This window comes from Imperialibacter sp. (assembly GCF_040222815.1).
Lineage (GTDB): Bacteria > Bacteroidota > Bacteroidia > Cytophagales > Cyclobacteriaceae > Imperialibacter.
In genome coordinates this window covers 13,995-40,083 of record NZ_JAVKCH010000028.1, presented here as the reverse complement: position 1 = coordinate 40,083, position 26,089 = coordinate 13,995, and the positions used below count along the sequence as shown (strand labels likewise).

Here is a 26,089-nt window from a genome sequence, read left to right as displayed (position 1 = left end):
AATATATCGTTATGCAATGTATTAACAAAATGATCAATCAAATTTTGAGTGGTCGGTAGGAGAAATTTGCCAGAATGTGTGGCGTTCGTTAACAGGGTATTAACTTGAATAACTATTCACAAAAGAGAGCATGAAGGCAATTGTCATTACAACTTCGGGTGGCCCTGAAGTTTTGAAAATAGCGGAGCGGCCTGTTCCAGAGATCAAACCTGATGAGGTTTTGATCAGGGTGGCTGCGGCCGGCGTCAATCGTCCGGATATTATTCAGCGTCAGGGTCGGTATCCAGCGCCTCCCGGTGTGCCTGCCGATATTCCAGGACTTGAAGTGGCTGGTGTTGTAGAGCAGGTGGGTGCCGAGGAGAAGCGATGGAAGCCGGGTGATAAAGTATGTGCATTGTTGGCCGGAGGAGGTTATGCCGAATATGTGACGGTGCCAGGTGTGCAGTGTTTACCGGTACCTGAAGGGCTGTCTTTTGAAGAAGCGGCGTCACTACCCGAAACCTTTTTCACCGTCTGGACGAATGTATTTGACCGGGGACTGTTTCAAAGAGGGGAGAGTCTTCTTGTGCATGGCGGCACGTCTGGAATAGGTGTGGCAGCGATACAGATGGTGACGGCCATGGGGGGCAGGGTGTATGCCACGGCAGGGACTGATGAGAAATGTGCTTTCGCAGAAAAGCTGGGCGCTGTAAAATGCGTGAATTATAAGAAAGAGGACTTTGCTGAAGTGATCAAGGCCCTTGAGCCTAAAGGTGTCGATGTCATCCTTGACATGATTGGTGGGGACTACACACCAAAAAACGTTGGGTTGCTTGCCACAGAGGGCAGGTTACTGATCATCAATGCGATGGGTGGTGGCAACAGCCCGATTGATTTGATGCGGGTGATGGTTAAAAGATTGACAATCACAGGTTCCACGCTGCGGGTGCGTGAAACTACTTTCAAAGAAGCTATCGCCGCCAACCTTGAAAAGCATATCTGGCCGCTGCTGGATGCTGGCAGGATTATGCCTGTGGTTTACCAGACTTTCCCGTTAGCATCAGCAGCTGAAGCTCATAAGCTAGTTGAAAGCAGCGAGCATATTGGGAAGGTTGTTCTTACTATTTCAGCTTAAGTTTTCGGCTTCAGTCCAAAAGCCTGAGGAGGAAGTGGAACAATGTCGGTCTCGCCTTCGATTATTGGAAAGTTCTGCTCCTGCCAATCTGTTTTTGCCTTTTCTATCAGCTGTGGGTCTGATGAAACGAAGTTCCAGTAAATATGCCTGGGTTCCGGGAAGGGTTCTCCGCCGAAGACATACACCGTGGTGTTTTCATACATTTCAAAATGGCAGAGGCTGCTGTCTTTGGCTACAAGAATGCGTTTAGGCTCGTGCACGTTGCCTTCGTTTTCTATTTGTCCCTCAAGAATATACAGACCCACTTCGCCAAAAAGGTCTTTGCTGATGTCGATGGTTCTTCTCGTCTTGCTTTTTATTTCCAGCAAAAACAGTGGACTATAAACCGGCACTGGCGACTTTCTGCCAAATGCCGTGCCGGCGATCAGCTTGAAGCTGGCCCCGTCTTTTTCCCAGGTGGGAATGTCGGCTTTGGCAACGTGGAAAAACTCAGGGTCCATCTGTTCCAGGTGTTTAGGCAGGGCCACCCAAATCTGTAAACCGTGCAGCGTTTTGCCAGCATGCCGCAGGTACTCCGGAGTTCTTTCTGAATGCACGATACCCTTTCCGGCCGTCATCCAGTTGACTTCGCCCGGATTGATTTCCATGTCGGAGCCTAGTGTGTCTTTGTGCACGACGTGTCCTTCGAACAGGTAGGTGAGGGTAGAAAGTCCAATATGAGGATGCGGACCGATATCCAGGTTGTCGTCCTGCCCCATCACAGCCGGGCCCATGTGGTCGATGAAGATGAACGGGCCTACCATGCGGCGGCCCCGGAAGGGGAGGAGGCGACCGACTAAGAAATGGCCGATGTCGGCGGGGCGTTCTTCTATGATGAGGTCGATGTTTGACATGCAATAGCGGGTTGATTTTGTGTTAAATATAGTGCCTAACTAATCCGGTTCATAGAACTTTCTGCCAGCTACCAGCCGATCCATCATTTTGACGATCCTGTTTGCTTTGGTGTCTTCCGTTTTTGCATCATATACCCATTGGAGGTAGTATTTTTGTTCACTTTCTGAGAACTTCTGAAAGTTTTCGTAGGCTTTTGGTGGCTCCATTGAGAAGCAATCGATGATTTCTTGCGGCACTTCTAAGGGGAGTGTGTCTTTGTAAAGAATGATTCTTACGGTATCTCCCTCTTGCTTGCCAATCTTCTTCCTGATTTCAGCTTTCACAGGCAGAAAAAGTTGGCCATTGCCCATTGGTGCAAGCTTATAGCCTTTCAACTCGTAGTCGTCGATGCTTCCACATACCCGTACCCATCCAAACGGGAAGCTTTTATCCTGTAGCACTTCGGGAATCTGAGCGTAAGTCCAGCCGCCCTTGCCGGGGAATTTTTGCAGGAGGTAGTCGCCGTCAACGAGTGGAATATCGGTCATAGCTGTAGATTTCTATGCAATTTAATTGCTTGATTCGAGTAAATGAAAAATGGTGCAGGTAGGCCCGCACCATTAGTGAACTTGGATATTATGAACTCGTCAAATCTTTATTTTTTCAGGAAACGCTGGTTTTGTGGTAGTATACATAGGATACGATCAGCACCAGAAGTACTAACAGCGGTAGGTACACGTGCTCTAATCCACCGTCAACTGCCAGGTGGCCGATGATGGCTGATATCGTTGAGATGCCAAAACCAACATAGGCCCATTCTTTTAGTCGGTGAGGTAATTGCGGAACAATAAGGAGAACACCTCCAAGGATTTTTCCAATACCAAGCTCAATACGGAAAAAATCAGGGAAGCCAAGGTGAGCGATCCCCTCGATGGCTGGCTGTGTATTGAAAGCGATGGCACCCACGCCGTCGAACAGGACGAAGAGGCTGGTGAATACCCAAAAGATGACCTTGTCAGTTTTGGATGTTTTTTCTAGTGTTAAAGTAGTCATGGTTGTGTCTGTTTTTGGTACGATACAAAGCTGCGGCGTGGATACATATTATTCGATGTGCAGATACGGCAATATGAAGGGCTGAATGCGACACTGGTTTCTAAGATGTTGTTGTGCATCAAGGGATACTGGCACCCCGAAAGTGCTGTTGGCCACTTCGGTCAGGTCGTCTGGTAAAATTAATTATTCAAAAGACCAGAGCTCTAAAGTTGGACATTCCATTTTTGTCTCAAAAAAGCTTTTCTGAAAGATGAGTATCTCACGGAGAATCGCCGAACTTTTTGAGTGTTTTCCAAATAACCGATGGCTTCAGTATTTGCCCGACAGAGTTGAGCTTTGGGACGGTGTTAATAGGATCAGGAATGCTTCTGTTGCTGGGCTTGCCCACGATTGGCTCTCAGACCTTTCGGGCATCGAAAAGGAATTGAGGCATTGAGAATGGAAAAGGAAAAAATTCTTACTATTTCGGAAAAAATTCCATATCTTCGTGGTATGAAAAAATACAACGTGAATAAGTTGGAGAGAAAGATGATGGTTGAAGAGCCAGAGGTCATCTACCAGCGGCTTCGGCCCAGGGTGTCAAGTAGTACCACTTTGGCTTTTGAGGCGTTAGAGGGGGTTTCTGCCACCATCTTTAACGACGTTGTAGGGCTTTTTGGCCATCATGACTACCTCGCTGAAGTAGTTGAGCTGAACCCCAAAACTATCCATAAATACCAGGCGCAGCATATTAAATTTAGTCCTGCCAAAAGTGAGCTGATGCTGAAACTGGTAGGGCTCTATGGAAAGGGTGTTGATACCTTTGGAAAGAGGGAGTCATTCCTTAGCTGGCTTTCCAAGCCTGCCTTTGGCATCGATAATCGTACTCCCTTTGATCTCATCAAGACTTCTGATGGCATCGACCTAATCAGCGAAGAGTTGGATCGAATTCAGCAGGGTGACACTGCATGAGGGTTTTCAGGATTACGTTGGCCAAATTTAGTACCAGTTTATACGCTTCAGGATTTGCGGCCAGGTGGAATTCTAAAGGCACTTTTGTTATCTACTCGGCCGAATCTCGTTCGCTGGCTTGTCTGGAGAACTTGGTTCACAGGAGCGGTGAAGGACTTGATGCCGGATTTCGAGTAATGAATATAGACATACCTGACGACCTTGCTATCGATAGGGTGGTTTTGAATGACTTGCCCGTTAACTGGAAAGAGTTTTCCCAACAAGTATCGACAAGGATTATCGGCGACAAATGGGTGACAAATGGTACGGCTGCAGTGCTCAAGGTTCCATCGGCTCTTATTCTCCAGGAGTTTAACTACATTTTAAATCCCAACCACAGGGAGTTTACCAGGATTAAGCTCATTAGTTCTGATAAGTTTTCCTTCGATAGAAGGCTTTAGCGGGTTTGGGCCTTCAATTGCCGCAGGGCTTGAGTCGACCCATGAAAAGGGTTTGAATATTGCGGAGACTTGACAAAAAAACTCCCCGATTGCAAACCCTACGAAAGCAACCGGGGAGTGTGAGCATTCAGACTTAATTATATCCAGGATTTTGAGGAGCTAAATCTGGGTTATTCACTATTTCCTGTATTGGTATAGGGAACAAAAGATGCTTGGCTTGCAGGGCCTGGTTGGAACTTAAATTGACATGGCCAACAAAGTTGTCAAATCCACCAGTGGTTTCATTGAACACTTTTTGTAGTCTGACCATGTCAAACCAGGTGATCCCTTCGTAACAGAACTCATACCAGCGCTCTTTCCAAACAGCCTCTCTGAAGGAAGATTGGGTGAGGGTGCCGAGCAGTGGCGTAGCCAACCCAGCACGGTCTCTTATGGCTTTAAGGGCATCGTAAGCTGCCAGCGAAGGGCCTGCGACTTCGTTCTGAGCTTCGGCATATATCAGCAGCACCTCGGCATAGCGAATCATAGGCACATTCAGGTTGTCCGTCCTGGTTCCTGCCACCCTTACTGAATCCCCTTCTTCGTTGACCGTTACGGTGCCGTTAGCTCTCGTATTGAAATGTTTGAAGATGTAAGGGGCACCAAGATCAAAGGGTTTTCCGTTACCGTTGATATAGTAGGTGGTATAGAAATAGCCTTGTTGATTCACTGCCCGAATATCCCCATCTTCATAAGATTCATAGAATGAAAGCGTAGGAACACTGCTTCCAGTACCTGAGGGTCCACGATAGGTAACCGGCTTAAAGTTGGGGAACATATTGCCCATCGGGTTATCAGCTACCAGGTTATTGTACTGAAGGCTGAAGATATGCTCTTTCGTGTTGCCGAGTGTTTCGTCGTGTACTTCGGCATAGGTATCAAAAAGCTCGATTGGCCCAGCATTGTCTATTACCTCCTTTGCCTTTCTTGCCGCCAGGTCATAGTGGGTAGCACCTTTGTCCAACGGTTTGCCGGCCATGGTTAAATACACTTTAGATAGCATTGATTTAACAGCAGATGTAGACACTCTGCCAGTTCCATCAGTCCATGGTAGCTCCGCTGATTCAGCGGCAATCAGATCCGCCACAATTTGGTCGTATACCGCCTGCTGTGAAGCACGAATAGGGTAGAAATCTGGCGACACAGCCGTTTGTGGTGAAGTAATCAATGGCACATCTCCCCATAATCTCACGGCATAGAAGTACGCCCAAGCCCTGAGAAACCGGGCCTCGCCAAGAATTCTATTTTTCTGGCCTTCATCCATGGGGTCTATCGCTGGAACTCTGTCCAGCACCAGGTTGGCTTGCGCAATCACCCGATAGAGTCCTCTCCACCAGTTGAGGATATGACCTGTATTGCCATCCCAGGTGAGGGAGTAAAGGTTGTTCAAGTCGGAATTTTGTGCAGTTTCAGTCGTCGAAGTGCCAGTGGGTCCTTCGAGCAGTTGCCAGTTCGACGAGAATATACCAGCTCCATCGCCAAAAAAACGAGCATCCGCATACACTGCAGCAATAGCAGCTTCTGCGTGGGCCGGTATCGTATAGAAGCTTTCGGGAGTCAGGTTAGACGGATCCTCTTCATCGAGGAAGTCGGAGCAGCCAGTCCATAGTAGCAGTGTGCCACTGAGGACGATTTTTGCGATATTTTTGAATATGTTATGATTCATGATAGTTAAATTTTTTGGTTCAAAAAACATGACATAGACTAGAGTCCGATCTGAATTCCCATCGTCCACACCGTGGGCTTAGGATATTCGTGCCATTTCATACCCTGAGAGAATACATTGTTGCCATCGTTACCACGAATCGGAGTGATTTCAGGATCTCCGATAACTTCATCGCTCACTATCAGGAAAAAGTTTTGTGTAGATGCATAAATTCTCAGGTTACTTAGCTTGATTCTCTCGACAGCAGTGGTAGGCAATGAATAGCCAATGAGAAGGTTTCTGCCCCGAATGAACGAACCATCCTGAACCCAGTGCGTGTCAACATTGGTTACGTAGCCAGCACGGGTGTCTCTTATCTGAGCAATCATGGTATTCTGATTTTCCGGCGTCCAGGCGTTCAGCACAGTGCGGTAGCTGTTGGCCAAGGTCTGACGATCCTCACTGGAGTGAAGGTTCATGTCCATTATATCGTTGCCGTACATAAACTGCACGTCAAATGTGAGGTCGAAGTTTCCGAAACGGACATTGTTGATGAATGAACCCCAGCCCTTGGGGCTACCGTTGCCAATAATCATACGGTCGGCATCTGTTATGGCTTTGTCTCCGTTTACATCTTCGTATTTGATGTCACCTGGCAACATGGTCAAACCGTTCCGGTAGCTGGTAAACTCCGCAGCTTCCGCAGCTTCATCGGTACCCCAAACGCCCAGCCTGTTTAGCCCCCAATAAGCACCTGCTGGTTCGCCTTCACGAATGATACTTGTTTGGTTGGTGATACCAGGCCCTCCAACTCCAAAGATGTCTGAACGGGTGGCAAGCTCAAGTACTTTATTCCTGTTGAATGAAATATTAAACGATGTGCTCCAGGAGAACCTGCTGAGTTCAACATTGATGGTGTTCAACCCGAGTTCTATGCCTTTATTTTCCATCGATCCCACATTTCGTCTAATCGTTGCATAGCCACTTGTTTGTGGTACGGGGGCATCCAGCAGCATGTCTGTGGTTTTCCTATAGTAGAAATCGGCCTCGAAGTTTAGCCTTCCTTTAAACAAGCCCAGTTCCATGCCAAGGTCTGCTTGAGATGTTCTCTCCCATCTTAAATCGGGGTTAGCCAGGCGATTAATTCCCGTACCGCTTACTCTGTTGTTATTGAAAATGGTAGCATAATTTGAACTAAGCAACGACAATGAAGAATAGGCTGGAATTTCGGAGTTACCAGTAAGTCCATAGCTAGTACGAACCTTCAAATTAGAAACCACAGGAAGGTTCTGCATAAATCCTTCCTCAGTAAGTTTCCATGCCACAGCGGCTGAAGGGAAAAACGAGTACTTATTGTTGTCTCCAAACTTGGATGAACCATCTGCTCTGCCGGTAAAGGTGAACAAATACTTATTCATTAAGGTATAGTTGAAGCGCCCGAAGTAGGAGTTTAGGGCTTCTCGGCTGGCTCCAGACCCGACAAGGATATTTTGGCTTCCTGATCCAAGGTTATTGTAGGAGAAATAGTCGGTTGAGAAGTTTCTGGCTTCTGAATTCTGATTGAAGGTTTTAGACTCTTGCCATGACAAACCAAGCATGCCTGTGAATGCATGAACCTCAGCAAAGGTTTTGGTGTAGGTCAGGTAGTTTTCGAATGACCAAAAATCGTCCTGTCCCTGAGTAAGCCACGCCCTACCCTGAGAGCCTAACTGAATGGTTCTTCCTTCGTAGCGCTGCTCACTTTGCTGCACAACGTTGGTACCCAATACGCTGCGTAAAACCAGCCCCTCCGCCAGTGTAATATTTGTGAAGGCACTTCCAAGTAGCGTTTGGGTTCCGATGAGGTATTCTCTTTCCATTAAATTATGAACCGAACTCATTGTGCCTTCAGCAAAAGGATAATCCCTGTTGTCGGCGTAGGTTCCATCTGGGTAGTACACGGGCAGAAAAGGGAAATCTTCCACCATGCGTCGGGGAACCTGATCGCTGAAGTCGACATTGTTTTCTTTCTGGTAGTTGTAGTTTAGGTTGGCACCTACAGTTAACCATTTTTTAACCTTTGTTTCCAGCGAAAGGCGGCCTGAGTATCTTGTCATAAAAGACGTTTTGTACAGACCCTGATCGTCTCTGTAGCCCATCGAAAACGAATAGGTGGTGCGGTCATCTCCTCCACTAAAATTCAATTGATGACTCTGCGAAAGTTTGCTTTGGGTCGTTTCTTTGATCCAATCGGTATCGTAATAGGGATTACCATTGGCATCAAAAAGACGAGGGTCAGTCCGCTTTAGCGCCGGATTTAGTGATGCCCACCTTCCAGCAGCCCAGCCGGCCGGGTCAAACTTTTCCATGTTAGCCCAAGACAAATCTTCCACTGCCAGATACTCAGCAGTATTTAATACTTCTGGCTTATTTGGTCCGTAGGTATTGACGCTGAAAATTCCATCATAAGTAATTTTTCCTTCGCCCGACTTTCCTTTTTTCGTTGTGATCAGGATAACCCCATTGGCACCCCTGGCACCGTAAATAGCCGTCGAAGAAGCGTCCTTCAACACTTCAACAGAAACGATATCACTAGGGTTAATATAATCAATGGCGGAGCTGCGTTGCGTTTGGTTACCTACTGGCAACTGCACTCCATCCACTACATACAGTGGGTTATTGGAAGAGTTGATAGAGCTGAAGCCACGAACTCTTACGTTCGATTTTCCACCAGGGCGGCCAGAGTTGATGTTTACCTGCACGCCAGGTATTCTGCCAGCAATGGCCTGGTTAAGGGAAGGTGCCGGGCGCTGCTGAAGTTGATCTGTGTTTACAGAACCAACGGAGCCAGTTAAATCCGACCTTTTTTGCGTACCGTAACCAATCACTACAATTTCATCCAGGCTGGTCACGTCTTCTTTCATGGCAAAGTTGATGGTGCTTCTGCCTGCAATAGGTACTTCCACCGTTACGAAACCAATCGATGAAAAAACAAGGGTGGTTACTTCATCGGCAATAGTAAGGCGATACTGACCGTCCATGTCAGTAGTGGTGCCAGTTGTAGTTCCCTTGGCCAGTACAGTTACGCCCGGTAGCCCTTCTCCGGTCTTGTCATCTGTTACTCTGCCAGAAACGGTTTGTTCTCTTAAAACTGGAATTTTTGGTAGCTGGTATGAATTGATCTTGGCAATTGAAGCGTAGAGTGGACCCCTATCAAGTGAGGTGGTAAACCCCGCCGCCTTTTGACTTTCAATTTTCTTGGGGGTATTGTCTTTTACAATCAGGTAGTATTTATCATCCAGCTTGCGAAAGTTGAGCTTTAAGGGCTCCAGCAAAGTGCTCAGCGCATCCTGTAGGTCTTCCTGATCGAAATCAGACAGATCGCCAGAAACTTTTGCATCTCTGACCATTTGCGTTTCGTAGTGAAACGATACCTGGTGCTTCTTTTCCAGGTGTTCGAGCGCTTCTTCGACAGTATATGTGTTGGATAAGCTGGCATCTGCCGACAACAACAGGTCGTCGATAGGTTGCCCAATTCCACTGTGGTAGAGTAGGAGTAGAAAAGTAAATCCTACCGAGTACATAAATTTTTTCGTAGAGATTTTCATAAGTTTTGCAGTTTAATTTCCTTGGTACTGGTTCGATTGTCAATTGTTCTGGATTGGTTTTCCATAGGCAGCTTTAGTTTAGAGTAACGGTTCCGTTGCGGCGCTCAAGTTTCAGGTCAAACAGGCCTGAGAGTGCCATTAAAATGACTTCAGGGTCAGGGTTTTTGAATGTTCCTGTATAATGTCTTTCAGCAATCCCTGGTTTTTTCAGCTTTATTCGCATCCCATAATTGTCTTCCAGCACGTGAATAATTTCACCAACAGGGGTGTCTTCGAAAATGAGTTCATTCTCTTTCCAGGCGGTGGCAACATTTACTTTCGCTTGCTCCCTGGTTGCGGTTTTCTGACCTGAGGTATATGTGATTTTTTCGCCCGGCAGCATGGTAATCGGCCGTACACTGTCGGTCTTTGTTAGCTTTATCTGTACCTGCCCCTCTGTCAGCACCACCTTTGTGCTCGCTCTTCTGGTGTTAACATTGAATTCGGTGCCTAGTACCTCTACTTCAAGGTCAGCAGTTTCAACGGTAAACTTTATCCTGTCACCTTTTGGGGAGGCGTGCTTGCTGATCTTGAAAAAGGCTTCACCATCAATCTCGACTTTTCTGATGTCGTTAGAAAAACCATTGGCTTCGTAGGTAAGGGTAGAGTTGGCGTTCAAAGTCACCACCGATCCATCGGGCAATTCAATCGTCTGGTTTTCGCCATATTTTGTCTGAAAAGACACAGTTGTGTCTCCTATCAGGCTGATGTACTGCTGACTGACCCCGACTGCAATTAGAATTAAGACAATAGAGGCGGCCAAGTAGTACCATTTGGAGGAAATTGACCGCACCCGGCCACCTGTTGGTGCCGACGCCATTGTCTGGCTCGGATTGTATATCTCAGACTCGGAGATTTCCTCAATTTTCGCCCAAATAGTTTCAAATTCTGAGACGGGCAATTCATAGTTTACCCTTGGAAGTTTTTTGAGGAAACTTTTCGCCTCTTCAATCAATTCTTTCTTTTCGGGGTTCGACGAAACATACTGCTGCCAGTGTGCTTCGGCTTTGGGGTCGTTTTGAAGCACCCACTTTCTAAAGGAATTGTCTACGATTAGGTCTTCTACGGTATTAAAGGTAGGGTTCATAAATATTTGCTTTATGACTACGTTTAATACTAAAAGGAGGCAGAAATGGAATCTCTACCTTTTTCGTGTAAAATAATTTTGTCCGCTTGGATTGTGGAGGGCGACTCGGGTTATTTCGAGAGAGTTCCTAGGCGGTTGAACCTGCTTAATTCAATAGTGATAAGCTGAGCAGGATGTGGACTATGTCAATAGTAACTTGCCTGGGTAAGAGTGCCTTTCGCAGAGCCTTAATGGCCTTCCAGGTGATGGTGTACAAGTAGTTGGCATCAATTTCCAAAATTTCAGCAACCTCGTCTCTGCTTAGGTTTTCAAAAAAAATCAACTGAATAACCTCCTGCTGCTTTTTTGGTAGGGCGTGTACCGACTGAAGAATTTTCTTCCGGTTCAATGCAATACTTTTTTCAACTGTTTCTGAAAACTCGAAGAAGACTTCAGCCCCGTCTGTATCTGAAAAACGCTCCTGGCTCGACATTTGGCGAGTAATCTTTTTTTCTTCGCAAACGATTTTTCGCCTGAGTGCCTTGTACAGGTAGTACTTAATTGAAGATGTCTTGCTAAGCGTTGCGTGGTTTTTGAGTAACTCTAAAAATAGGTCTTGAATGCAATCTTTGACCAAATCTTTGTTTTGGGTGACATGCATGCCGTAGTTGAACAGTAGTCGGGCATAGGCGGAGTAGATAGATTTAAGTGCCGTTTTGTCTCCGTACCGAACCAGCTGATCCCAAAGGTGGGACTCACTACTGTACTCATTAATAGTGCCGAACTGAGACATACTTTAGCTGGTTGAGGCAAATGAAGCTTAGCAACACGGTCAACAGGTATTAAAGAGATGTAATGTCCGCCAGTTTGAATTAATATATCTGAAATACTTCGATCTATTACTTTGTGGGCGTTAACACCATTTTCAACCAATATTACTAAACCAGACAAATACCGAACAATAAAGTACGTTATGATAATGTTATTTCATAGTGCTTTCAAGTTTTTCTAAAAGAAAATTAGAAATGCGTAGAATGCGAGTTTGTTGTTTTGTCTGCCCGAAAACCATGGAACGTTGCTACAGGTAACAAAAAATGACTATTAAATTGATAATAATTCAATAGTAATGAGGATTTGATATTTTTTCTAATAGAGTAAGAAAGCAGCATTCTGTTTCGAATTCATGGGATACGAAAGAGGCTTGGTTTTGCTTATCGAAACGATGCGACCAAGGTTGGTTTCATGAACAATCCACTCAGCTAATAGAAATTTCTTCCACTAACTCTTTGTGAATGGCTTTTTTTTCAAACCGCTTGAGGACGGCCCTGGCTCTGTCTGGAACATAGGCTGTTTCGTAGTTATCTCCCGTAAAGCTCTTGATGTTTTCGAGACTTTCGAAATACATGACAGTTGTGAATTCTATTTCACCGTCGACCAAGCGCTTCATCACTTCCATCTTTCTGAAGCCGGGTATTTTCTTTGCCTTGATGCCAGGAATGACCTCATTAAGCAAAATGGTCTGATAGGCCATTTCGTTTTCCAGCGTAGTCCAGCCATGCCAAATGCGGGCGATCATTATTTCATAAAAGTTAGGTTGTGTTCAGCTTTGAGCTTTTCCCTGAGGTCTGACATGAACTTTGGCCCCGGATCAGGCTTGTCGTGTGGCTTGTACGACTCGTCGACAGCCAGAAACAGTTTGTAATGAGGCAGTGTGGTGTCGTTGTACTCGTGGTGGCCTACCATGTACTCGAGGCCCGGGTTTCTTTCTTTCAGTACCGAAATCAACCTGGCGTTGCTTTCGAGTTGACCTGCGGTGAGATCAGAAGCGTCTTTGGCAATATTTTCAATGCCAATGGAGACATGATTGAAGCCGATTGCGTGCCGGGCAATCACAGTGTCGGGCACAAGCTTGTAGATGCTGCCGTCTTTGTCCACAATATAGTGAATGCCCACATTCATCTGACTAAACTTGCTGATGTTGGTGCGGCTCGATTCGATGGAGTCTTTTTGAAAGTACTCGACCGTTTCTGCCAGTGTCGGAATAACTGTAAAGTGCACCAATACTATTTTCGGGCTGTCCAGCTTGTAGCTCGCCACACCGTAGTTTTCCAGGCAGTATTGCCTGGTCAGTTCAAGCTTGGTGTCGTTGAGGGTGGGGATGGTGTCGATTTTGATATCAACAGTACTGATGGCTTTCTTTTCGTGCTGACCGGAAGCATTGTCACAATTCGAAAGCAACGAAACCAAAACCAGAAGAATGAAAAACAGTGATGATTTACTGTTGATCGAAAGTACTCTAGTTAAATAATCATCCATTTTCAAAGGCAACTTTTTTGAATGAACAAGTTGTGAAAATCTAATGAATTTATAGAAGGACTGCGTTGAAATTCATTTTTTCTTCCTGAAGACTTCATTGTCAGCATACTTTTGGCGATAGCAACGCTACTATACTCCTTTGTTTGTATTTCTTATTGCCAAAAGAACCCCTTAGTTTGTTCGGGTAATGGCAGCCTTTCTGAGAACGACTCTTTTGATTATTGCGACGCTCGTGTGTGCGGTGAAGTCGGTTAGTCAACCGATAGATGCAGCTATTTGCAAAGAAGATACATTTCCCTTCATTAACAGCTATATCGAAATCTTTAAGGCTGATACTTTGGTAACCCTTGACTCAGTATTGCAACAAAGGGGAAATTTTAGGCCAATGGGTGAGGCCTCGGTGATTTTCTGGGGATATGACCCATATTTTTATTGGTACAGGTTCTCCGTCGAAAATAAAGATTCTGTGGACAAAGAACTGTTTTTCTTTATGGGACAGCTCGGCGTCAGAGATGCCGAACTCTTTCAAAATCACCAGGGCACCTTAAAATCCCTTGGCCATACTGGCTATTCTCATCCTTTTGAGAGCCGACCTTACTTACATTCCCACTACCTCTATCCAATTATAATCCCGGCCAACTCTGTTGACACCTTTTATCTTCGCTTAGATGAGAGCCATGCCTATAAGACATTTGCATTCGCACTTTTTCACCCGAGAGCTATGAAAAAAAGGGAGAACAAGTTCTATTTCTCATTTGGCATTATGGTAGGGCTATTGTTATTGTTTCTGATTTTTAACTTTTACTTGTTTTTAAATAATCGAGAAAAAATTCACTTCTGGTACACCATATATATCGCTGCGCAAATATTTCTGCTCTTAAAACATGAAGGTTTGGATCAGGAATTTTTTGGGCTAGACTCCGAACTGGGTTACAGAGCCACCTCTATGGCGAGTTCTGGGGCCATTGCAATTGTACTCTTAATGCATGTTGTGCAGTTGTTCATTGGCGGCATCTCAAGGGATGACTATGTTTTCAAAGCAGTGTCTTTTGTGAAATGGTCGTTACTGACGATGACTTTTGTGCAGTGGCTTGTTTTTTTGGTGGAGCCTTCCAACCTCGTTGAGGTTTTTGTTGTAAAGACAACCAACGCAACAACCTTTGTGGGGCTCCTAACAATACTCATCTATAGCACATACGGTATATACAAAGGGTTTAAGCCTGGATGGCTAATTCTGGCGGGACTGGGCATCTTCCTCTTCGGTGGCATTGAGCGAATCCTGTTCCTTACGTCAGACTCGTATTTACTTCCCCCCTCTCTTTTTGAAATTGGGATCGTTGTTGAAACCATGGTCATCTCATTTGGCCTTATGTATCGCTACCAGAGGCACGAAATTGAGAAGAACAAGATTGCGGCGCAGCTTCAAAAGCAGAAGGTGGTGCAGGTAAAAAGGATCATTAGTGCGCAAGAAGAAGAAAGAAAGCGAATTGCAGAAGATCTTCACGACGATTTGGGTAGCAATTTGGCTGTTATAAAACTGAACCTTCAGTCGCTGGAGTCGGACGAAGGACAAAAATCTTCGCTTATGCAGTTGTTGGACGATACCTCGGCGCATGTAAGGCAGGTTTCACATAATCTTATGCCGCCGGAGTTTGCTAACACCAGTCTTAAGGATGTGATAGCCGCTTACGTGCAACAGTTGAATGAAGATTCAAGGGTAAGCTTTGCTTTTTACCAAAAGGGAGGGAGCAAGTATTTTGGAAAAGATGAGGAGTTGATGATCTACCGGATCGTGATGGAACTCACTAACAACATTCTGAAACATGCTGAGGCTACTGAAGCAACTATTCAACTTTTTTATCACGATGAGTCCTTCGAGATGGTTGTGGAGGACAATGGCAAAGGCTTTTCCGACGGGTCAGGAAACGGAATCGGCCTGAAAAGCATTCAGTCGAGGGTGCAGTACCTTCAGGGTGAGTTGGCCATTGACTCCAATAAGGCCGGAACTACTATAATTGTTTCTATTCCACTTAAATCAAGACAAAATGACAGCTAAAGTGAGAATCGTTATTGCTGATGATCATTTGTTGTTTATTGATGGTCTAAGGCTAATGCTAACCAGGGAGCCTGATTTGGAGGTCGTGGGTACTGCCACTGGCGGGAGGCAGCTCCAGTCGTTGCTGAGAGATACCCAGGTGGACGTGGTATTGATGGATATTAATATGCCTGGCATGAATGGACTTGAAGTGACACGGGAAATCAACTCATGGAATCCCCTTGTTAAGATTGTAATGCTTTCCACTTACGGGGAGGACTATATGATACAGAAGGCTCGGGAATATGGAGCACGAGGATACCTGCTTAAAACCAGCCCCAGAGAAAGGCTGGTGGAGGCAATAAGAAAGGTTGCTTTTGGGGAAACGGTGTTTCCTTCACGCAGGCCTGACCACACAGCCAGCTTTACTGAAGACGAAAGTTTTGTGAAGCAGTTTAACCTCACGAGGCGGGAAATGGAGATTATTCAGCACATTAAGCAAGGAATGACCACAAAGGAGATGGCCGATCAGCTTAACCTGAGTCAGTTTACCATAAAAACGCATCGTAAAAACATTGCCTCCAAGCTCGGGCTCAAGAACTTTGCCTCCATGATGAAGTTCATTATTGATAATAATATTTGATGCTAGTTAAAAGCCAAAAGGAGGCGTTTTTTTTAATTTTCTCAAGGTGAAAAATACTCATAAAGGAGTATAGGTTAGGGGTGGTGAGATGGTCTTCTTTGTACACCACCAATGACTACTTTATGAAGAAGCTCATCTTGATCGCCATTACTTCTCTTGTTAATTATAATATTAGTCTGGCACAACAATTTCTGCCGCACAATTTACTCCACTCCAACAGGCTTGTGGCACTTCTTAAGGAAGCTATTTCCTTCGATGCGGATGGGTACAAGGATTTGATGGTTTCAAAAAGGATCATTGTCTCTCCCAGAACACTACTAATACTCGGGAATATAGGGTGTAAAAAATCTTTTGGCAGATGTCATTGGCTTGGTATCCCTTAGTGAAAAAGGTAGTGATCAATCCGATTCAAGATTTAGTTGTATTGAATAATTCAAACTGTTGATAAATCGAATTAATATGAAAACTGAAAAGAAAAACTTAATTGCAGCGGTAGCAGCTTCGATGCTTCTGCTTCCTTCCTGTGGCGGAGAGGAAAATGAAGACCCTGATCAACCAGTTGATCCAAAGGATCTTTTACTTGGTGAATGGGAAATCAGGCTCAGAGGGGATGATGTCTATACTGGGGATTACAATTTAGACGGTTCAAGATATCAAATAAAGTGGGTATTTGAAGAGGGTGGAAGTATTGATCAATGTTACAACTACCTGTATTCCGATCCTAGTAAAACTGATGTAATTGACTGTGAAGTTGGTTCATGGTCGTTTGCTGAGGCTGATAATACTATAACAATTTCTGGACTTGATGAAGATGGAGATTCTCGGCTAGTTATTAAGTCAATATCAGAAGACCTTCTTGAGGGAGATTTGTTTGACCTTAGTAGGGATGCGAACAACGAATTGTATGAGACAAGCGAAAAGGTCGTATTTGCGAAAATTAATTAGGAAGCATGAATTCCTTTTTTTTCTATGAGGCTAACCTGCCAAAAATTCTGTTCAATCAGAAAATTACCCTAGCCTTTACGACATATCAGGCAGGCAAGATTATTTTCCTAAGTTCTACAAACGGAGAAACACTGGTCAAATATGCTAAAAACTTTAAAAGGCCAATGGGTATTGCCTATGACCCTATCAATCAGAGGCTGGCTGTTGCCAGTAAAACCTCAATTGATTTGTTCTCCAATTCAAGTCCACTAGCCAGACATTTTCCCGAGTATCCGAATAAGCATGACCACTTGTTTATTCACCAATCCAGGTATCAAACAGGTTTTTTAGACACCCACGAGATAGAGTTTGGAAACGACCAACTTTGGGTTGTGAACACCATGTTTTCATGCATCTCTTCGGTTTCCCCTTTTTATCATTTCAAAACTTATTGGAAACCCAGTTTCATTACAGATTTGATGCCTGAAGACAGGTGTCATCTGAATGGGCTTGAGTTAGAAAATGGAGAGCCGGCATTTGTGACATGTTTTGACGGAACCAATGCACCTTTTGGTTGGAAAAACAAAACATTGAGAACGGGTAAGCTTATTGACATCAGATCAAATAAAACTTTACTTGATGAGTTGCCAATGCCCCATTCTCCTGTTCTGGTAAATGATCGAATCTACTTCCTGCTATCTGGCACTGGCGAAGTAATGGAGTACAGCTTAAAAACCGGTGAAACGAGGTGTATAATCAAGCTCAATAGTTTTTTGCGAGGACTGGCTGCCTTCGGTAATTTTCTTTTTGTTGGTTGCTCCAAAATCAGGGACGATTCTACAGTATTTAGCGAATTGGAAATTAGCTCTAAGAGTAGCTTTTGTGGAATTTATGTTATCGACCTGCGAACGGGTATAAATGTGGCTGGAATAACCTATACGGACATTGTTAAGGAGATTTTTTCTATTAAAGTCATTCCAAACTCTATTTCACCAGGATTGCTCACTGAACGAGATGAATATCACGATAAATGCATTTTGGCGGAAGAAAACCTGAACTTTTGGATTAATAGTAGAGGTAATCCGAATTCACCATAGCCAGTGAGATAGCGTGTCTATCTACTCAGATATTTGAAGCAGGGGTTCTCGAATTATCCCCGCTAAATACTCCTTTGGGAGTATAGGATACCTCTGACCAGTACCCGTTCTTTATTGGTATCAAACCAAACGAAATTTTGCCGATGAAATATAGGATCAAGAACAATCTTTCTATGGTACTTCTATCTTTAATAGCCATAGGATGCGGAGGAAAGGAGGAGGATAATTATCAGTTAACCGTTAAGAACCCGTTTGTTTTTAACATTGAGGTATTGGCAAGCGGCCCGGGCGCACCAGCTACATACGGAGATGAATTGATTGAAGCGGGAAAAGAAAAGACGTATACTGGCACTTCTGGAGGTGAATTACGACTTTCTGCTTATCAGGAAGGCGATTTGGACGATGGAACAGGTACAACCCTGGGTAAATCAGCTACTCTTACAGCCGTTCCAGGCTCATCTTACAACTGGGTAGCAGGCAATTCAAGTGTAAGTGAAGTTTCTGAAGGCGGCACTTCTAAGGATTGCCTTGACGATCCGACTGCAAAAGAGTACAAGGATAGAATCAATGGCGATCCGAATGGTTGTCAGCCTTGCACTGCTTGCGCTGCTCTAGCCTGCGCTATTTACCTCGATCATGCAGAACTGATTGACCTGTACACAGCCGCTGTTAAGCAAGAGGAGGCTTACTACGAGGTCAAAACATGCCCGGAGCTTTATTAAAACCTACAGCTATTTTTTCCCAAAATACCCCTGCATCTTCTCCCCGGCCCTCTCCACTTCATAAGTCGGAGACAGGCTCGGTTTGCCGGGCATGTTTTCGATGTGAAGCGTTTGGGTAGGGAAGGCAAAGTTGATACCAAGGTGCTCTGCCAGCTTCATTATTTCCAGGTTGATTTCATGGCGGCCCTGTAGCTCTTCTGACCATGTGGGCACCTCAAAGAACATATAGAACATGATGTTCAAACTCGATGGCCCGAACTCATTGAAACTTATTTCTATGTAGTCCTTTCGTGTCGTCGGGTGAGTTTTCACTATTTCCTTCAGCCCTTCCACAAACGTTTCGATAAGTGGTGGTGGCGTGTCGTAGGTAATACTCAGTTTGGTGTAATAACGTCGGTACACTCTCAGCCCATGGTTATCGATCATGGCATCGGCAAGTTTCCCATTTGGAACATACATCAGCGAATTCCGAAAGGTTCTGATCCTCGTTGAGCGGAAGCCTACTTCTTCCACTGAGCCATCGATGTCGCCTGACGTGATCCAGTCACCTATCTGAAAGGGCTTGTCGATAAAGATCATCAGCGAGCCAAACAGGTTCTTGATGGTGTCCTGAGCGGCAAGGGCAAAGGCCAAACCACCAATGGAGAGGCCGGTTAACAGCGGAAGGATGGGTATATTGAGGTTGTCGAGGATGAAAAGGCCTCCAACCAGCACAACAAATATTTTCAGTGCTCTTCTTACCAGGGGCACCAACTGGTCGTCCAGCGTGCTCTTTGTTTTTAGCGCCAAACGTTGCAGGTACACACAAAGGATTTCCACCAGATGGTAGAACACCATAGTGCCGAAGAACGGTAGAGCGGCCTTTACACCCATCACCACATATTGCATGGTGCCAGGCGGCAGTTGCAATACCGGAGTGAAAATGAACAGTAGCAGGAATACCACAAACAAACTGACAGGCCTGGCCACTGGTAGAATATACTCATCCGCCAATCGTTCATAGCCAGCCCGGAGCAGTGCCTGCATGATGATTTTTTCAAACAAAAAGGTCAGCAGCTTGTGAATCAACACGCAGCCGAGGATCAGCACCAGAATGCCAACAAGCTGCCATACATGCAGGCCCAGGTATTTTTTTGTACCAAGCTTGGGCAGCAGGTTCAGTAGCTTGTCGGTGCCAAATGGGAAGACTTTTTCGTGAAGTTTGCCAATCTCTCTTACCGATTTTTCGGATAGCAACCACTTGTCATTGTACTTTTCCAGGTAAATGTTCGGGTAGTCTTTCACCAGCACGTACCGTTTTTGCCTGGAGACGGTGTCGGTGTAGTCAGGGTCGTTAGGTAAATCTTCGAGGTAGATAAAATGCCCCTCGCCATCCAGCACCTGCTTTAATTGCACAACGACCTCCTGGGCCTCTTCGCTGCCTCTAAGGGTCTGCTTAACAATGCCTGCCGCTAGCTCAGGATAGTAAGAATCTTCCTGCAGATAGCGTAGAAAGGTGTAGATGCTTTGATAAGGTGTCTTGAAAGAAACTGAATCGGAGATTGGGTTGTCGGCCGACTGAGCCGTTGTTGAAGTATAAAGAAGAAGACTGAGAACTATAAGAAAGAGCTTCCGCATGGTGCCTGGTTTCGAAATGAATTGGCAAAATTAAACAATGTGACAAAAAATGCCTTAGAAAATGTCGATTTGAGGTATTTGCTAGTTCTCTTCGGGCAAGGAGGTTCTGATCCAGTTGCTAAGAATGAGTGCCATAATTACTGATTGGAGAAAGGTGACCCAGAAAAACCGCTCATGCACCAGTGGCGCAAATTGGTTTTGCATATAAAGCATCCCTTCCAAACCACCCGGAGATATGCCAGGGCTGGCAAGGAATCCGACAATAAAGTAAAATCCAATGATAGCGATGAACCTTCTTTTCTTACCCCAGCGCTGCAACGTTCTGCTGATGGAAAAAAAGACAATGCCTAGGAGGAATCCCCTTACCAACTCGATGGGAAACAGCTTTTGCCCTATCAAAGCCCATTCTTCAGGTTCGCCGGGAGTAGCCAGGTAACCTCTAAGTGGAGAGGCCTCGTTGTTGTAAAGGTCACGAAGGAGAAAATAATAGCCTGCGGATGCGGCAATTGCGTAGGAGACCAGATGCGCAACGACGGTCTTACCAACAAAAATGGCTTGCGATTTCAAGGGTTGTGGAGTCATAATAAGGTCAATTCAGTTTGGATTGAATTTGTTCCACTGAAACCGGAGAAGTTTTAATATGCAAATCCCTCTGAGGGAAGGGAATCTCCACGCCCTGTTCTGCAAATTTTTTAAATATTTCGAAGTACAACTCACTTTTTAAGAACCGTGGCCTTTCAATATGGGTGGATGTCCAAACGCCAAGGTAAAAATTCAGAGAGCTGTCTCCAAACTCGTCAAATAGCACTACTGGTGGCGGTGTCGTAAGCACATGTTCATTTTTTTCGGCTACATCAAGGAGTATTTTTTTTACCTTTTCCGGATCTTCTTTGTAGCTGACACCAACGGGGAAAAGAAACCGCACATTTCGGTCGGAATGGCTCCAGTTGATGACCGTGCCGGATATGAATTCTGAGTTGGGAACAATTACCGAGATATTGTCATTGGTGATGATGGTAGTAGCCCGGGCGTTGATGCTCATGACATCACCATTAATGTCGCCGACCTCGATGCGGTCTCCCACTTTTATGGGACGCTCAAAAAGAATAATGAGCCCGGAAATAAAATTGTTGGTGATATTTTGAAGGCCAAATCCTATACCTACACCCAGGGCACCCGCAACGATGCTCAAGGCGCTAAGGTCGATGCCGGCTGTTTGGAAGATGATAACAAAGCCGACAACCAGGATACCGAACCTGACCAGCGTGGCCACCGACTGCAGCATGCCCTTCTCCATGTGGGTGTTTTTGAGCACTTTGCCCACAACAAACCTCATTAGCCATTTGCTGAGGATTATCAGTATAGCAATGGAGACGGCAAGGTAAAAAATCAGCCCAAGATCAACTTTACTCGCACCAAACTCGAAGAGCGGGGTTTGGAGCAGCTCATTGAAGCTTGCCCACCATTCTTTGATTATTGCCCCAACATTTTCCATGGTTTAAATTGTCTATTTCCCGGGAATTAACAAAGAAGAATCGCCATAGCTGAGAAATCTGTAGTCGCTTGCCAGTGCCTCACAATATACTTTGCGCCAGTCATCGCCAACAAAAGCCGCAACGAGGAGTATCAATGTGGAATTAGGCTGATGGAAGTTGGTTATCAGTCCATTGACCACCCTAAATTGGTAGCCAGGAAAAATAAATATTTCTGTTGTACCTACCAACTCATCAACACCCAGCTTGTCCATTTTGTTTAGTACCGCCTGCATACTTTCGCTCATGGAAGGAATCGCTGCCGACTGCTCGTAGGGAAAAAGCTTTGGTATTTCGAAAGCAGCATTCTGGTCTTGCTTCAGCATTACTCCATACCAATAGGTGCTTTCAAGTGTGCGCATGGAAGTGGTACCGACGGCCACGTTGAATCTCCCTGGTTCCAGCAGTTGTTCAAGATTTTCCCGCCTGATAATGATTTGCTCCGAATGCATTACATGGTCCTGGGCTGTTTCGGTTTTTATCGGTTGAAAGGTACCCGCACTGACATGGAGGGTCAGAAAATTTGTGACGATGTTTTTGCTGCCGAGCTGGCTAATAACCTCATCCGTAAAATGAAGACCCGCTGTGGGAGCCGCTACGGCGCCATCCTTCTCACTGTAAACAGTTTGGTAAGTTTTTTTGTCGTTTTCTATTGCCTCACGGTGAAGATACGGCGGCAGTGGAGTTTTGCCAATGGCGTCCACCACATCGACAAAACGGGCAGCGGATTTATCCCAGCTTAGTTGCACTTCGGCGGTGCCCATCCGCTTGATCTCAACTTTAACAGTCGTTCCTTCGAGTTCGATGTTTCTTTCAAGGACACCTTCTTTCCAGCGTTTGGCGTTGCCGATCATGCATTTCCAAACCACAGGGCTCTTGGCCTCCATCGCCACAGAAATGACAGGCGACGGCAAAGTTGGTTGAAGCAAGAAGATTTCTATTACAGCGCCCGTAGGTTTCTGAAAGGCAAGTCGGGCGGGGATTACTTTGGTATTGTTAAAGTAGAGAGAGGTGTTTTCAGGAAGCAGACTGGGAATGCTTTTAAAGCGAAGGTGCTCAATGCTCCCTTTGTTGTAAAAAAGTAGCTTTGATGCCGATCTGTCTTCCAGCGGAAATTTAGCTATTCTTTCGTCTGGTAGATCATAAGTATATTCGGAAACGTTAATTTGAGGAGGCATTGACCTTTTTTGGCAAAAATAGACCAAATATGGCCATAGTCTGTAATAAAAAGCTACATAATCAACCCGCATGCCTTTAAAACTAGATTTTACTACCCACACACTTCAGTTTACATTTGATGCAGGCACCTCACGAGGTGTGTTAAAGGAAAAGCCCAGTATACTTCTCAAATTGTATGATCCCTCGGATCCAAAAATGTTTGGCCTTGGAGAGGCTGGGCCTTTGAAGGGGCTTAGTATGGAAGACATTGATGACCTACCGGACGTTATCAAAACTCTTCAGAGCGACATCCTGCCTGTAAGAGCTCCCGGTTCGGTGGAGGATGCATTGCACCTTGCACATCAGTTGATCCCGTCAGGCTATCCTTCACTCAGGTTTGCTCTGGAGACAGCCCTTTTGGACTTTATGAATGGTGGATCGGGCATTATATTCAAAAACTCCTTCACCACCGGAAGTTTTCCTATCCCGATCAACGGGCTTATTTGGATGGGAGACAAGGACTTCATGCTGAAACAAATCAAAGAGAAGCTTGATGAAGGATACACCTGTTTAAAACTAAAAATTGGTGCGATTGATTTTGAAACCGAATGTGAGATTCTGGCTGGCATTCGAAAAGAATTTGGGCCAAATGATATCACCCTCCGGGTGGATGCCAATGGGGCCTTCAAACCAGCAGAGGCGCTTGTGAAGCTTGAGAAGCTCAGCCAGTATCAGCTTCATTCCATCGAACAGCCGGTGCAGGCAGGGCAGTGGGAGGCCTACCATGTGTTGTGCAGTCGGTCGCCGGTGCCCATCGCCCTCGACGAAGAGCTGATTGGCGTGGAACAAAAGGCTATGAAAGCGGAACTGCTTGATTTTATCAAGCCACAGTTCATTGTGCTGAAGCCTTCTCTGCTCGGCGGCTTTATGGCAACCAGGGAATGGATTGACCTGGCCGAGAAGAGAAACGTTGGCTGGTGGATGACGTCGGCGCTGGAGTCAAATATTGGATTGAATGCTATTGCCCAGTTTACGGCAGAATTCCCACTTGATATGCCTCAGGGTTTGGGCACAGGCCAGCTCTACAATAATAATTTCACCTCGCCCTTATTTATCAGTCATGGTTTTTTAAATTCAGGTCAGGCAAATGTGTGGGATTTTCGCCAGCTAATCTTTGATAAATGAACGAAGCTAAATTACATAAAGAGGGCAAATGGCTCTTTTTCGACAAGGAGTACATTGCAGAGTTTGTCTACGGTGGGATCGACGGTTCCATCACCACGTTTGCCGTAGTTGCTGGTGCCGCCGGGGCCAACGCTGACATCCGGTGGGTGTTGATATTCGGCTTTGCCAACTTAATAGCAGACGGTTTTTCCATGTCGGTGGGTAATTATTTTTCCAGCAAAGCTGCTCTGGATAATTACGACAAGCATGAAGCCGTGGAGTACTGGGAGATTGAGCATCTGAGAGAAAAGGAAATTGAGGAGGTCAGGGAAATATATGAGGCCAAGGGCTTTAAAGGGAAATTGTTGGACGATGTGGTAGAGACGATTATATCTGACAAAAAGGTGTGGGTGGACACCATGATGAAGGAGGAGCTGGAGATGACCAGAGAAAGTAAATCGCCGTTGAGTACCGCCATCGCCACCTTTATTAGTTTTAACATCGTGGGTTTTATCCCCCTGGTGGTGTACGTGGTCGCCATGTTCACGGATGTCAACGCTGCTGCGCTTTTCCCTATCTCATGCGTGGGTACTGGTCTGTCGCTTATTCTCGTCGGTTACTTGAGGGGAGTCGTTACTAATATCAATAAAATGAAAAGCATCATCCAGACTCTGGCGCTGGGTGGGTTGGCAGCGGCTTTTGCCTATTTCGTAGGGGAGGTGCTGGCCAAATGGATTTTGTAAGCTGAGGATATTATCGAGTTTTTTACCTTTTTTAAACCTACTTAAAATGAAAAGAACGTCTGTTCTGGTGGGCCTTGTGTTCACCGGCCTCGTAGTTTTTGCCCAGGAATCGGGCAAGCAAATGTACCTGTGGCCTAATGGCGCACCCGGTTTCGAAAACCTGAAAGACCAACCAGAGGAGGCTAAGGACTGGTGGGTCAAGAATGTACACAACCCTTCCATTACCGTTTATTATCCACCCAAGGACAAAGCCAACGGCACGGCCGTGCTTATTTGCCCTGGCGGAGGACACCGAACCCTTGTGTACAATGGAGAGGGAAAAGAGGCAGCGGACTTCCTCAATTCGTTAGGCATTACTGCCTTTGTGCTGAAATATCGCCTGGCCAGAGAAGAAAATTCACCATACACAGTAGGCAAGGAAGCCAAAGATGATGCTTACCGGGCGGTGCGAACAATCAGGAGCAATGCGAAAGAGTTTGGAATTAATCCGGCCCGCATCGGAATCATGGGCTTTTCGGCCGGTGGTGAGGTAGTTTCGTGGGTGGCCTACGGAGATGGCAAAGGTGACGCCAATGCCAAGGATCCTGTCGACATGGTAAATGGCAAGCCCGACTTCCAGATGCTGGTGTATCCGGGCCCGCTGGGTATTCCCGAAAAAGTGCCGGCCGATGCGCCGCCAGTTTTTATGGTGGTGGCAACAAACGACGACTGCTGCTCCGAGCCTGTCATGAGCCTGCTGCTCAAATACCGTCAGGCTAAGCGACCTGTTGAGGCTCACGTATATGCTAAAGGCGCACATGCCTTCAATATGGGCTACCGGTCGGAGTTTGTCAGCTTGAGGGGCTGGCCACAGCGCATGGCAGACTGGTTGATGGACATGGGTTATTTAAACGGGAAGTGAAAATGAAGAGAGCATTCAAAATGAAGCTGAAGCCGGGCTTTGCGGCTGAGTACAAAAAGCGACATGACGAGATTTGGCCTGAGCTGAAGCAATTATTGAGTGATTCGGGCGTGTCGGACTATTCCATTTTCCTTGATGCGGAGACCAATACGCTGTTTGCCGTGCAAAGTGTGAGTGGTGCTGGTGGCTCGCAGAACTTGGGGCAAAACCCTATCGTGCAGAAATGGTGGGCCCACATGGCGGATATTATGGAGACGAATGAGGATAGCTCGCCCGTGTCGACACCGTTGTCGCAGGTCTTTTTTATGAAATAGTATAAAGCACGCAAAGGCGCTAAGACGCAAAGCAAAATCTTTGCGCCTCTGCGCCTTTGCGTGAAAAAAATAATAGAGCCGTTCCTGTCATCCAGGGTGCACAGAAACGTAGGAAT

The 26,089-nt window shown here is 45.7% G+C and carries 26 protein-coding genes; 13 read left to right on the top strand and 13 right to left on the bottom strand.

Annotated elements, in window-relative coordinates; genetic code table 11:
• Nucleotides 1-130: 130 nt before the first annotated feature.
• Entirely contained in the window at nucleotides 131-1,114 is a 984-nt protein-coding gene (locus RIF36_RS15960; protein WP_350120916.1) for an NAD(P)H-quinone oxidoreductase, read from the top strand.
• On the opposite strand, the gene RIF36_RS15955 is transcribed toward RIF36_RS15960, so the two are convergent.
• The 3 genes from RIF36_RS15955 to RIF36_RS15945 all read right to left on the bottom strand — a co-directional run bounded on the left by RIF36_RS15955 (nucleotide 1,111) and on the right by RIF36_RS15945 (nucleotide 3,040).
• A complete protein-coding gene (locus RIF36_RS15955) occupies nucleotides 1,111-2,007 on the bottom strand; it encodes a pirin family protein (RefSeq protein WP_350120914.1) in 897 nt (298 codons plus the stop codon). The two genes, RIF36_RS15960 and RIF36_RS15955, sit on opposite strands and share 4 nt — an antisense overlap.
• Nucleotides 2,008-2,046: 39 nt before the next feature.
• A complete protein-coding gene (locus tag RIF36_RS15950) occupies nucleotides 2,047-2,535 on the bottom strand; it encodes a DUF1905 domain-containing protein (RefSeq protein ID WP_350120912.1) in 489 nt (162 codons plus the stop codon).
• A gap of 115 nt (nucleotides 2,536-2,650) precedes the next feature.
• On the bottom strand, nucleotides 2,651-3,040 hold the full coding sequence (locus RIF36_RS15945; RefSeq protein ID WP_350120910.1) for a DoxX family protein: 390 nt from the start codon (nucleotides 3,038-3,040) through the stop codon (nucleotides 2,651-2,653).
• Nucleotides 3,041-3,532: 492 nt separating this feature from the next.
• On the opposite strand from RIF36_RS15945, the gene RIF36_RS15940 reads away from it, so the two are divergent.
• Nucleotides 3,533-3,991, top strand: a complete 459-nt coding sequence (locus RIF36_RS15940) for an Xre family toxin-antitoxin system antitoxin (protein ID WP_350120908.1) — start codon at nucleotides 3,533-3,535, stop codon at nucleotides 3,989-3,991.
• Entirely contained in the window at nucleotides 3,988-4,431 is a 444-nt protein-coding gene (locus RIF36_RS15935; protein WP_350120906.1) for an RES family NAD+ phosphorylase, read from the top strand. Before RIF36_RS15940 ends, RIF36_RS15935 begins: the two co-directional genes overlap by 4 nt.
• A gap of 133 nt (nucleotides 4,432-4,564) precedes the next feature.
• Here RIF36_RS15935 and RIF36_RS15930 read toward each other — a convergent pair whose 3' ends face one another.
• The 6 genes from RIF36_RS15930 to RIF36_RS15905 form a co-directional block, all read right to left on the bottom strand.
• Nucleotides 4,565-6,136, bottom strand: a complete 1,572-nt coding sequence (locus tag RIF36_RS15930) for a RagB/SusD family nutrient uptake outer membrane protein (protein WP_350120903.1) — start codon at nucleotides 6,134-6,136, stop codon at nucleotides 4,565-4,567.
• Between the two features lie 38 nt (nucleotides 6,137-6,174).
• On the bottom strand, nucleotides 6,175-9,702 hold the full coding sequence (locus RIF36_RS15925) for a SusC/RagA family TonB-linked outer membrane protein (RefSeq protein ID WP_350120900.1): 3,528 nt from the start codon (nucleotides 9,700-9,702) through the stop codon (nucleotides 6,175-6,177).
• A gap of 73 nt (nucleotides 9,703-9,775) precedes the next feature.
• Nucleotides 9,776-10,828, bottom strand: a complete 1,053-nt coding sequence (locus RIF36_RS15920) for a FecR family protein (protein ID WP_350120898.1) — start codon at nucleotides 10,826-10,828, stop codon at nucleotides 9,776-9,778.
• A 145-nt stretch (nucleotides 10,829-10,973) separates the two neighbouring features.
• A complete protein-coding gene (locus RIF36_RS15915) occupies nucleotides 10,974-11,600 on the bottom strand; it encodes an RNA polymerase sigma factor (RefSeq protein WP_350120895.1) in 627 nt (208 codons plus the stop codon).
• Nucleotides 11,601-12,062: 462 nt separating this feature from the next.
• Nucleotides 12,063-12,383, bottom strand: coding sequence for a hypothetical protein (locus RIF36_RS15910; protein WP_350120892.1), 321 nt, complete (start codon nucleotides 12,381-12,383; stop codon nucleotides 12,063-12,065).
• Entirely contained in the window at nucleotides 12,383-13,123 is a 741-nt protein-coding gene (locus RIF36_RS15905; protein ID WP_350120889.1) for an N-acetylmuramoyl-L-alanine amidase, read from the bottom strand. The genes RIF36_RS15910 and RIF36_RS15905 overlap by 1 nt, the downstream gene beginning before the upstream one ends.
• A 187-nt stretch (nucleotides 13,124-13,310) precedes the next feature.
• Here RIF36_RS15905 and RIF36_RS15900 point away from each other — a divergent pair, with 187 nt between their 5' ends.
• The 6 genes from RIF36_RS15900 to RIF36_RS15875 all read left to right on the top strand — a co-directional run bounded on the left by RIF36_RS15900 (nucleotide 13,311) and on the right by RIF36_RS15875 (nucleotide 18,544).
• A complete protein-coding gene (locus RIF36_RS15900; protein WP_350120886.1) occupies nucleotides 13,311-15,179 on the top strand; it encodes a sensor histidine kinase in 1,869 nt (622 codons plus the stop codon).
• Nucleotides 15,169-15,801, top strand: a complete 633-nt coding sequence (locus tag RIF36_RS15895) for a response regulator transcription factor (protein WP_350120883.1) — start codon at nucleotides 15,169-15,171, stop codon at nucleotides 15,799-15,801. The genes RIF36_RS15900 and RIF36_RS15895 overlap by 11 nt, the downstream gene beginning before the upstream one ends.
• A gap of 122 nt (nucleotides 15,802-15,923) precedes the next feature.
• Entirely contained in the window at nucleotides 15,924-16,184 is a 261-nt protein-coding gene (locus RIF36_RS15890; protein ID WP_350120881.1) for a hypothetical protein, read from the top strand.
• 76 nt (nucleotides 16,185-16,260) lie between these two features.
• A complete protein-coding gene (locus RIF36_RS15885; RefSeq protein WP_350120878.1) occupies nucleotides 16,261-16,746 on the top strand; it encodes a lipocalin family protein in 486 nt (161 codons plus the stop codon).
• A 5-nt stretch (nucleotides 16,747-16,751) separates the two neighbouring features.
• Nucleotides 16,752-17,822: a TIGR03032 family protein gene (locus RIF36_RS15880; RefSeq protein ID WP_350120875.1), complete on the top strand. Its 1,071-nt coding sequence runs from the start codon at nucleotides 16,752-16,754 to the stop codon at nucleotides 17,820-17,822.
• A gap of 143 nt (nucleotides 17,823-17,965) precedes the next feature.
• Nucleotides 17,966-18,544: a hypothetical protein gene (locus tag RIF36_RS15875; protein ID WP_350120872.1), complete on the top strand. Its 579-nt coding sequence runs from the start codon at nucleotides 17,966-17,968 to the stop codon at nucleotides 18,542-18,544.
• Nucleotides 18,545-18,553: 9 nt separating this feature from the next.
• Here RIF36_RS15875 and RIF36_RS15870 read toward each other — a convergent pair whose 3' ends face one another.
• The 4 genes from RIF36_RS15870 to RIF36_RS15855 all read right to left on the bottom strand — a co-directional run bounded on the left by RIF36_RS15870 (nucleotide 18,554) and on the right by RIF36_RS15855 (nucleotide 22,871).
• The gene (locus RIF36_RS15870) at nucleotides 18,554-20,161 is read right to left on the bottom strand and encodes a mechanosensitive ion channel family protein (RefSeq protein WP_350120869.1); all 1,608 of its coding nucleotides are present in this window, start codon (nucleotides 20,159-20,161) and stop codon (nucleotides 18,554-18,556) included.
• Nucleotides 20,162-20,242: 81 nt separating this feature from the next.
• On the bottom strand, nucleotides 20,243-20,743 hold the full coding sequence (locus RIF36_RS15865) for a hypothetical protein (protein ID WP_350068899.1): 501 nt from the start codon (nucleotides 20,741-20,743) through the stop codon (nucleotides 20,243-20,245).
• Nucleotides 20,744-20,750: 7 nt separating this feature from the next.
• The gene (locus RIF36_RS15860; RefSeq protein WP_350149385.1) at nucleotides 20,751-21,656 is read right to left on the bottom strand and encodes a mechanosensitive ion channel family protein; all 906 of its coding nucleotides are present in this window, start codon (nucleotides 21,654-21,656) and stop codon (nucleotides 20,751-20,753) included.
• 12 nt (nucleotides 21,657-21,668) lie between these two features.
• On the bottom strand, nucleotides 21,669-22,871 hold the full coding sequence (locus tag RIF36_RS15855) for an S-adenosylmethionine:tRNA ribosyltransferase-isomerase (protein ID WP_350118847.1): 1,203 nt from the start codon (nucleotides 22,869-22,871) through the stop codon (nucleotides 21,669-21,671).
• A gap of 70 nt (nucleotides 22,872-22,941) precedes the next feature.
• On the opposite strand from RIF36_RS15855, the gene RIF36_RS15850 reads away from it, so the two are divergent.
• Genes RIF36_RS15850 through rhaM form a run of 4 tightly spaced genes read left to right on the top strand, consistent with a single transcriptional unit; the run spans nucleotide 22,942 to nucleotide 25,973 of the window.
• Nucleotides 22,942-24,036 (top strand): o-succinylbenzoate synthase, encoded by a 1,095-nt coding sequence (locus tag RIF36_RS15850; protein ID WP_350118845.1) that lies wholly within the window; start codon nucleotides 22,942-22,944, stop codon nucleotides 24,034-24,036.
• Nucleotides 24,033-24,758: a VIT1/CCC1 transporter family protein gene (locus RIF36_RS15845; protein ID WP_350068910.1), complete on the top strand. Its 726-nt coding sequence runs from the start codon at nucleotides 24,033-24,035 to the stop codon at nucleotides 24,756-24,758. The genes RIF36_RS15850 and RIF36_RS15845 overlap by 4 nt, the downstream gene beginning before the upstream one ends.
• Before the next feature lie 46 nt (nucleotides 24,759-24,804).
• On the top strand, nucleotides 24,805-25,659 hold the full coding sequence (locus RIF36_RS15840) for an alpha/beta hydrolase (RefSeq protein ID WP_350118842.1): 855 nt from the start codon (nucleotides 24,805-24,807) through the stop codon (nucleotides 25,657-25,659).
• A 2-nt stretch (nucleotides 25,660-25,661) separates the two neighbouring features.
• On the top strand, nucleotides 25,662-25,973 hold the full coding sequence (gene rhaM / locus RIF36_RS15835) for an L-rhamnose mutarotase (RefSeq protein WP_350068915.1): 312 nt from the start codon (nucleotides 25,662-25,664) through the stop codon (nucleotides 25,971-25,973).
• Nucleotides 25,974-26,089 lie beyond the last annotated feature (116 nt).

What these genes read in the sequence shown, in the direction of transcription:
- RIF36_RS15960 (WP_350120916.1), top strand. Translation starts at nt 131, where the DNA reads ATGAAGGCAATTGTCATTACAACTTCGGGTGGCCCTGAAGTTTTGAAA.
- RIF36_RS15955 (WP_350120914.1), bottom strand. Translation starts at nt 2,007, where the DNA reads ATGTCAAACATCGACCTCATCATAGAAGAACGCCCCGCCGACATCGGC.
- RIF36_RS15950 (WP_350120912.1), bottom strand. Translation starts at nt 2,535, where the DNA reads ATGACCGATATTCCACTCGTTGACGGCGACTACCTCCTGCAAAAATTC.
- RIF36_RS15945 (WP_350120910.1), bottom strand. Translation starts at nt 3,040, where the DNA reads ATGACTACTTTAACACTAGAAAAAACATCCAAAACTGACAAGGTCATC.
- RIF36_RS15940 (WP_350120908.1), top strand. Translation starts at nt 3,533, where the DNA reads ATGAAAAAATACAACGTGAATAAGTTGGAGAGAAAGATGATGGTTGAA.
- RIF36_RS15935 (WP_350120906.1), top strand. Translation starts at nt 3,988, where the DNA reads ATGAGGGTTTTCAGGATTACGTTGGCCAAATTTAGTACCAGTTTATAC.
- RIF36_RS15930 (WP_350120903.1), bottom strand. Translation starts at nt 6,136, where the DNA reads ATGAATCATAACATATTCAAAAATATCGCAAAAATCGTCCTCAGTGGC.
- RIF36_RS15925 (WP_350120900.1), bottom strand. Translation starts at nt 9,702, where the DNA reads ATGAAAATCTCTACGAAAAAATTTATGTACTCGGTAGGATTTACTTTT.
- RIF36_RS15920 (WP_350120898.1), bottom strand. Translation starts at nt 10,828, where the DNA reads ATGAACCCTACCTTTAATACCGTAGAAGACCTAATCGTAGACAATTCC.
- RIF36_RS15915 (WP_350120895.1), bottom strand. Translation starts at nt 11,600, where the DNA reads ATGTCTCAGTTCGGCACTATTAATGAGTACAGTAGTGAGTCCCACCTT.
- RIF36_RS15910 (WP_350120892.1), bottom strand. Translation starts at nt 12,383, where the DNA reads ATGATCGCCCGCATTTGGCATGGCTGGACTACGCTGGAAAACGAAATG.
- RIF36_RS15905 (WP_350120889.1), bottom strand. Translation starts at nt 13,123, where the DNA reads ATGGATGATTATTTAACTAGAGTACTTTCGATCAACAGTAAATCATCA.
- RIF36_RS15900 (WP_350120886.1), top strand. Translation starts at nt 13,311, where the DNA reads ATGGCAGCCTTTCTGAGAACGACTCTTTTGATTATTGCGACGCTCGTG.
- RIF36_RS15895 (WP_350120883.1), top strand. Translation starts at nt 15,169, where the DNA reads ATGACAGCTAAAGTGAGAATCGTTATTGCTGATGATCATTTGTTGTTT.
- RIF36_RS15890 (WP_350120881.1), top strand. Translation starts at nt 15,924, where the DNA reads ATGAAGAAGCTCATCTTGATCGCCATTACTTCTCTTGTTAATTATAAT.
- RIF36_RS15885 (WP_350120878.1), top strand. Translation starts at nt 16,261, where the DNA reads ATGAAAACTGAAAAGAAAAACTTAATTGCAGCGGTAGCAGCTTCGATG.
- RIF36_RS15880 (WP_350120875.1), top strand. Translation starts at nt 16,752, where the DNA reads ATGAATTCCTTTTTTTTCTATGAGGCTAACCTGCCAAAAATTCTGTTC.
- RIF36_RS15875 (WP_350120872.1), top strand. Translation starts at nt 17,966, where the DNA reads ATGAAATATAGGATCAAGAACAATCTTTCTATGGTACTTCTATCTTTA.
- RIF36_RS15870 (WP_350120869.1), bottom strand. Translation starts at nt 20,161, where the DNA reads ATGCGGAAGCTCTTTCTTATAGTTCTCAGTCTTCTTCTTTATACTTCA.
- RIF36_RS15865 (WP_350068899.1), bottom strand. Translation starts at nt 20,743, where the DNA reads ATGACTCCACAACCCTTGAAATCGCAAGCCATTTTTGTTGGTAAGACC.
- RIF36_RS15860 (WP_350149385.1), bottom strand. Translation starts at nt 21,656, where the DNA reads ATGGAAAATGTTGGGGCAATAATCAAAGAATGGTGGGCAAGCTTCAAT.
- RIF36_RS15855 (WP_350118847.1), bottom strand. Translation starts at nt 22,871, where the DNA reads ATGCCTCCTCAAATTAACGTTTCCGAATATACTTATGATCTACCAGAC.
- RIF36_RS15850 (WP_350118845.1), top strand. Translation starts at nt 22,942, where the DNA reads ATGCCTTTAAAACTAGATTTTACTACCCACACACTTCAGTTTACATTT.
- RIF36_RS15845 (WP_350068910.1), top strand. Translation starts at nt 24,033, where the DNA reads ATGAACGAAGCTAAATTACATAAAGAGGGCAAATGGCTCTTTTTCGAC.
- RIF36_RS15840 (WP_350118842.1), top strand. Translation starts at nt 24,805, where the DNA reads ATGAAAAGAACGTCTGTTCTGGTGGGCCTTGTGTTCACCGGCCTCGTA.
- rhaM (WP_350068915.1), top strand. Translation starts at nt 25,662, where the DNA reads ATGAAGAGAGCATTCAAAATGAAGCTGAAGCCGGGCTTTGCGGCTGAG.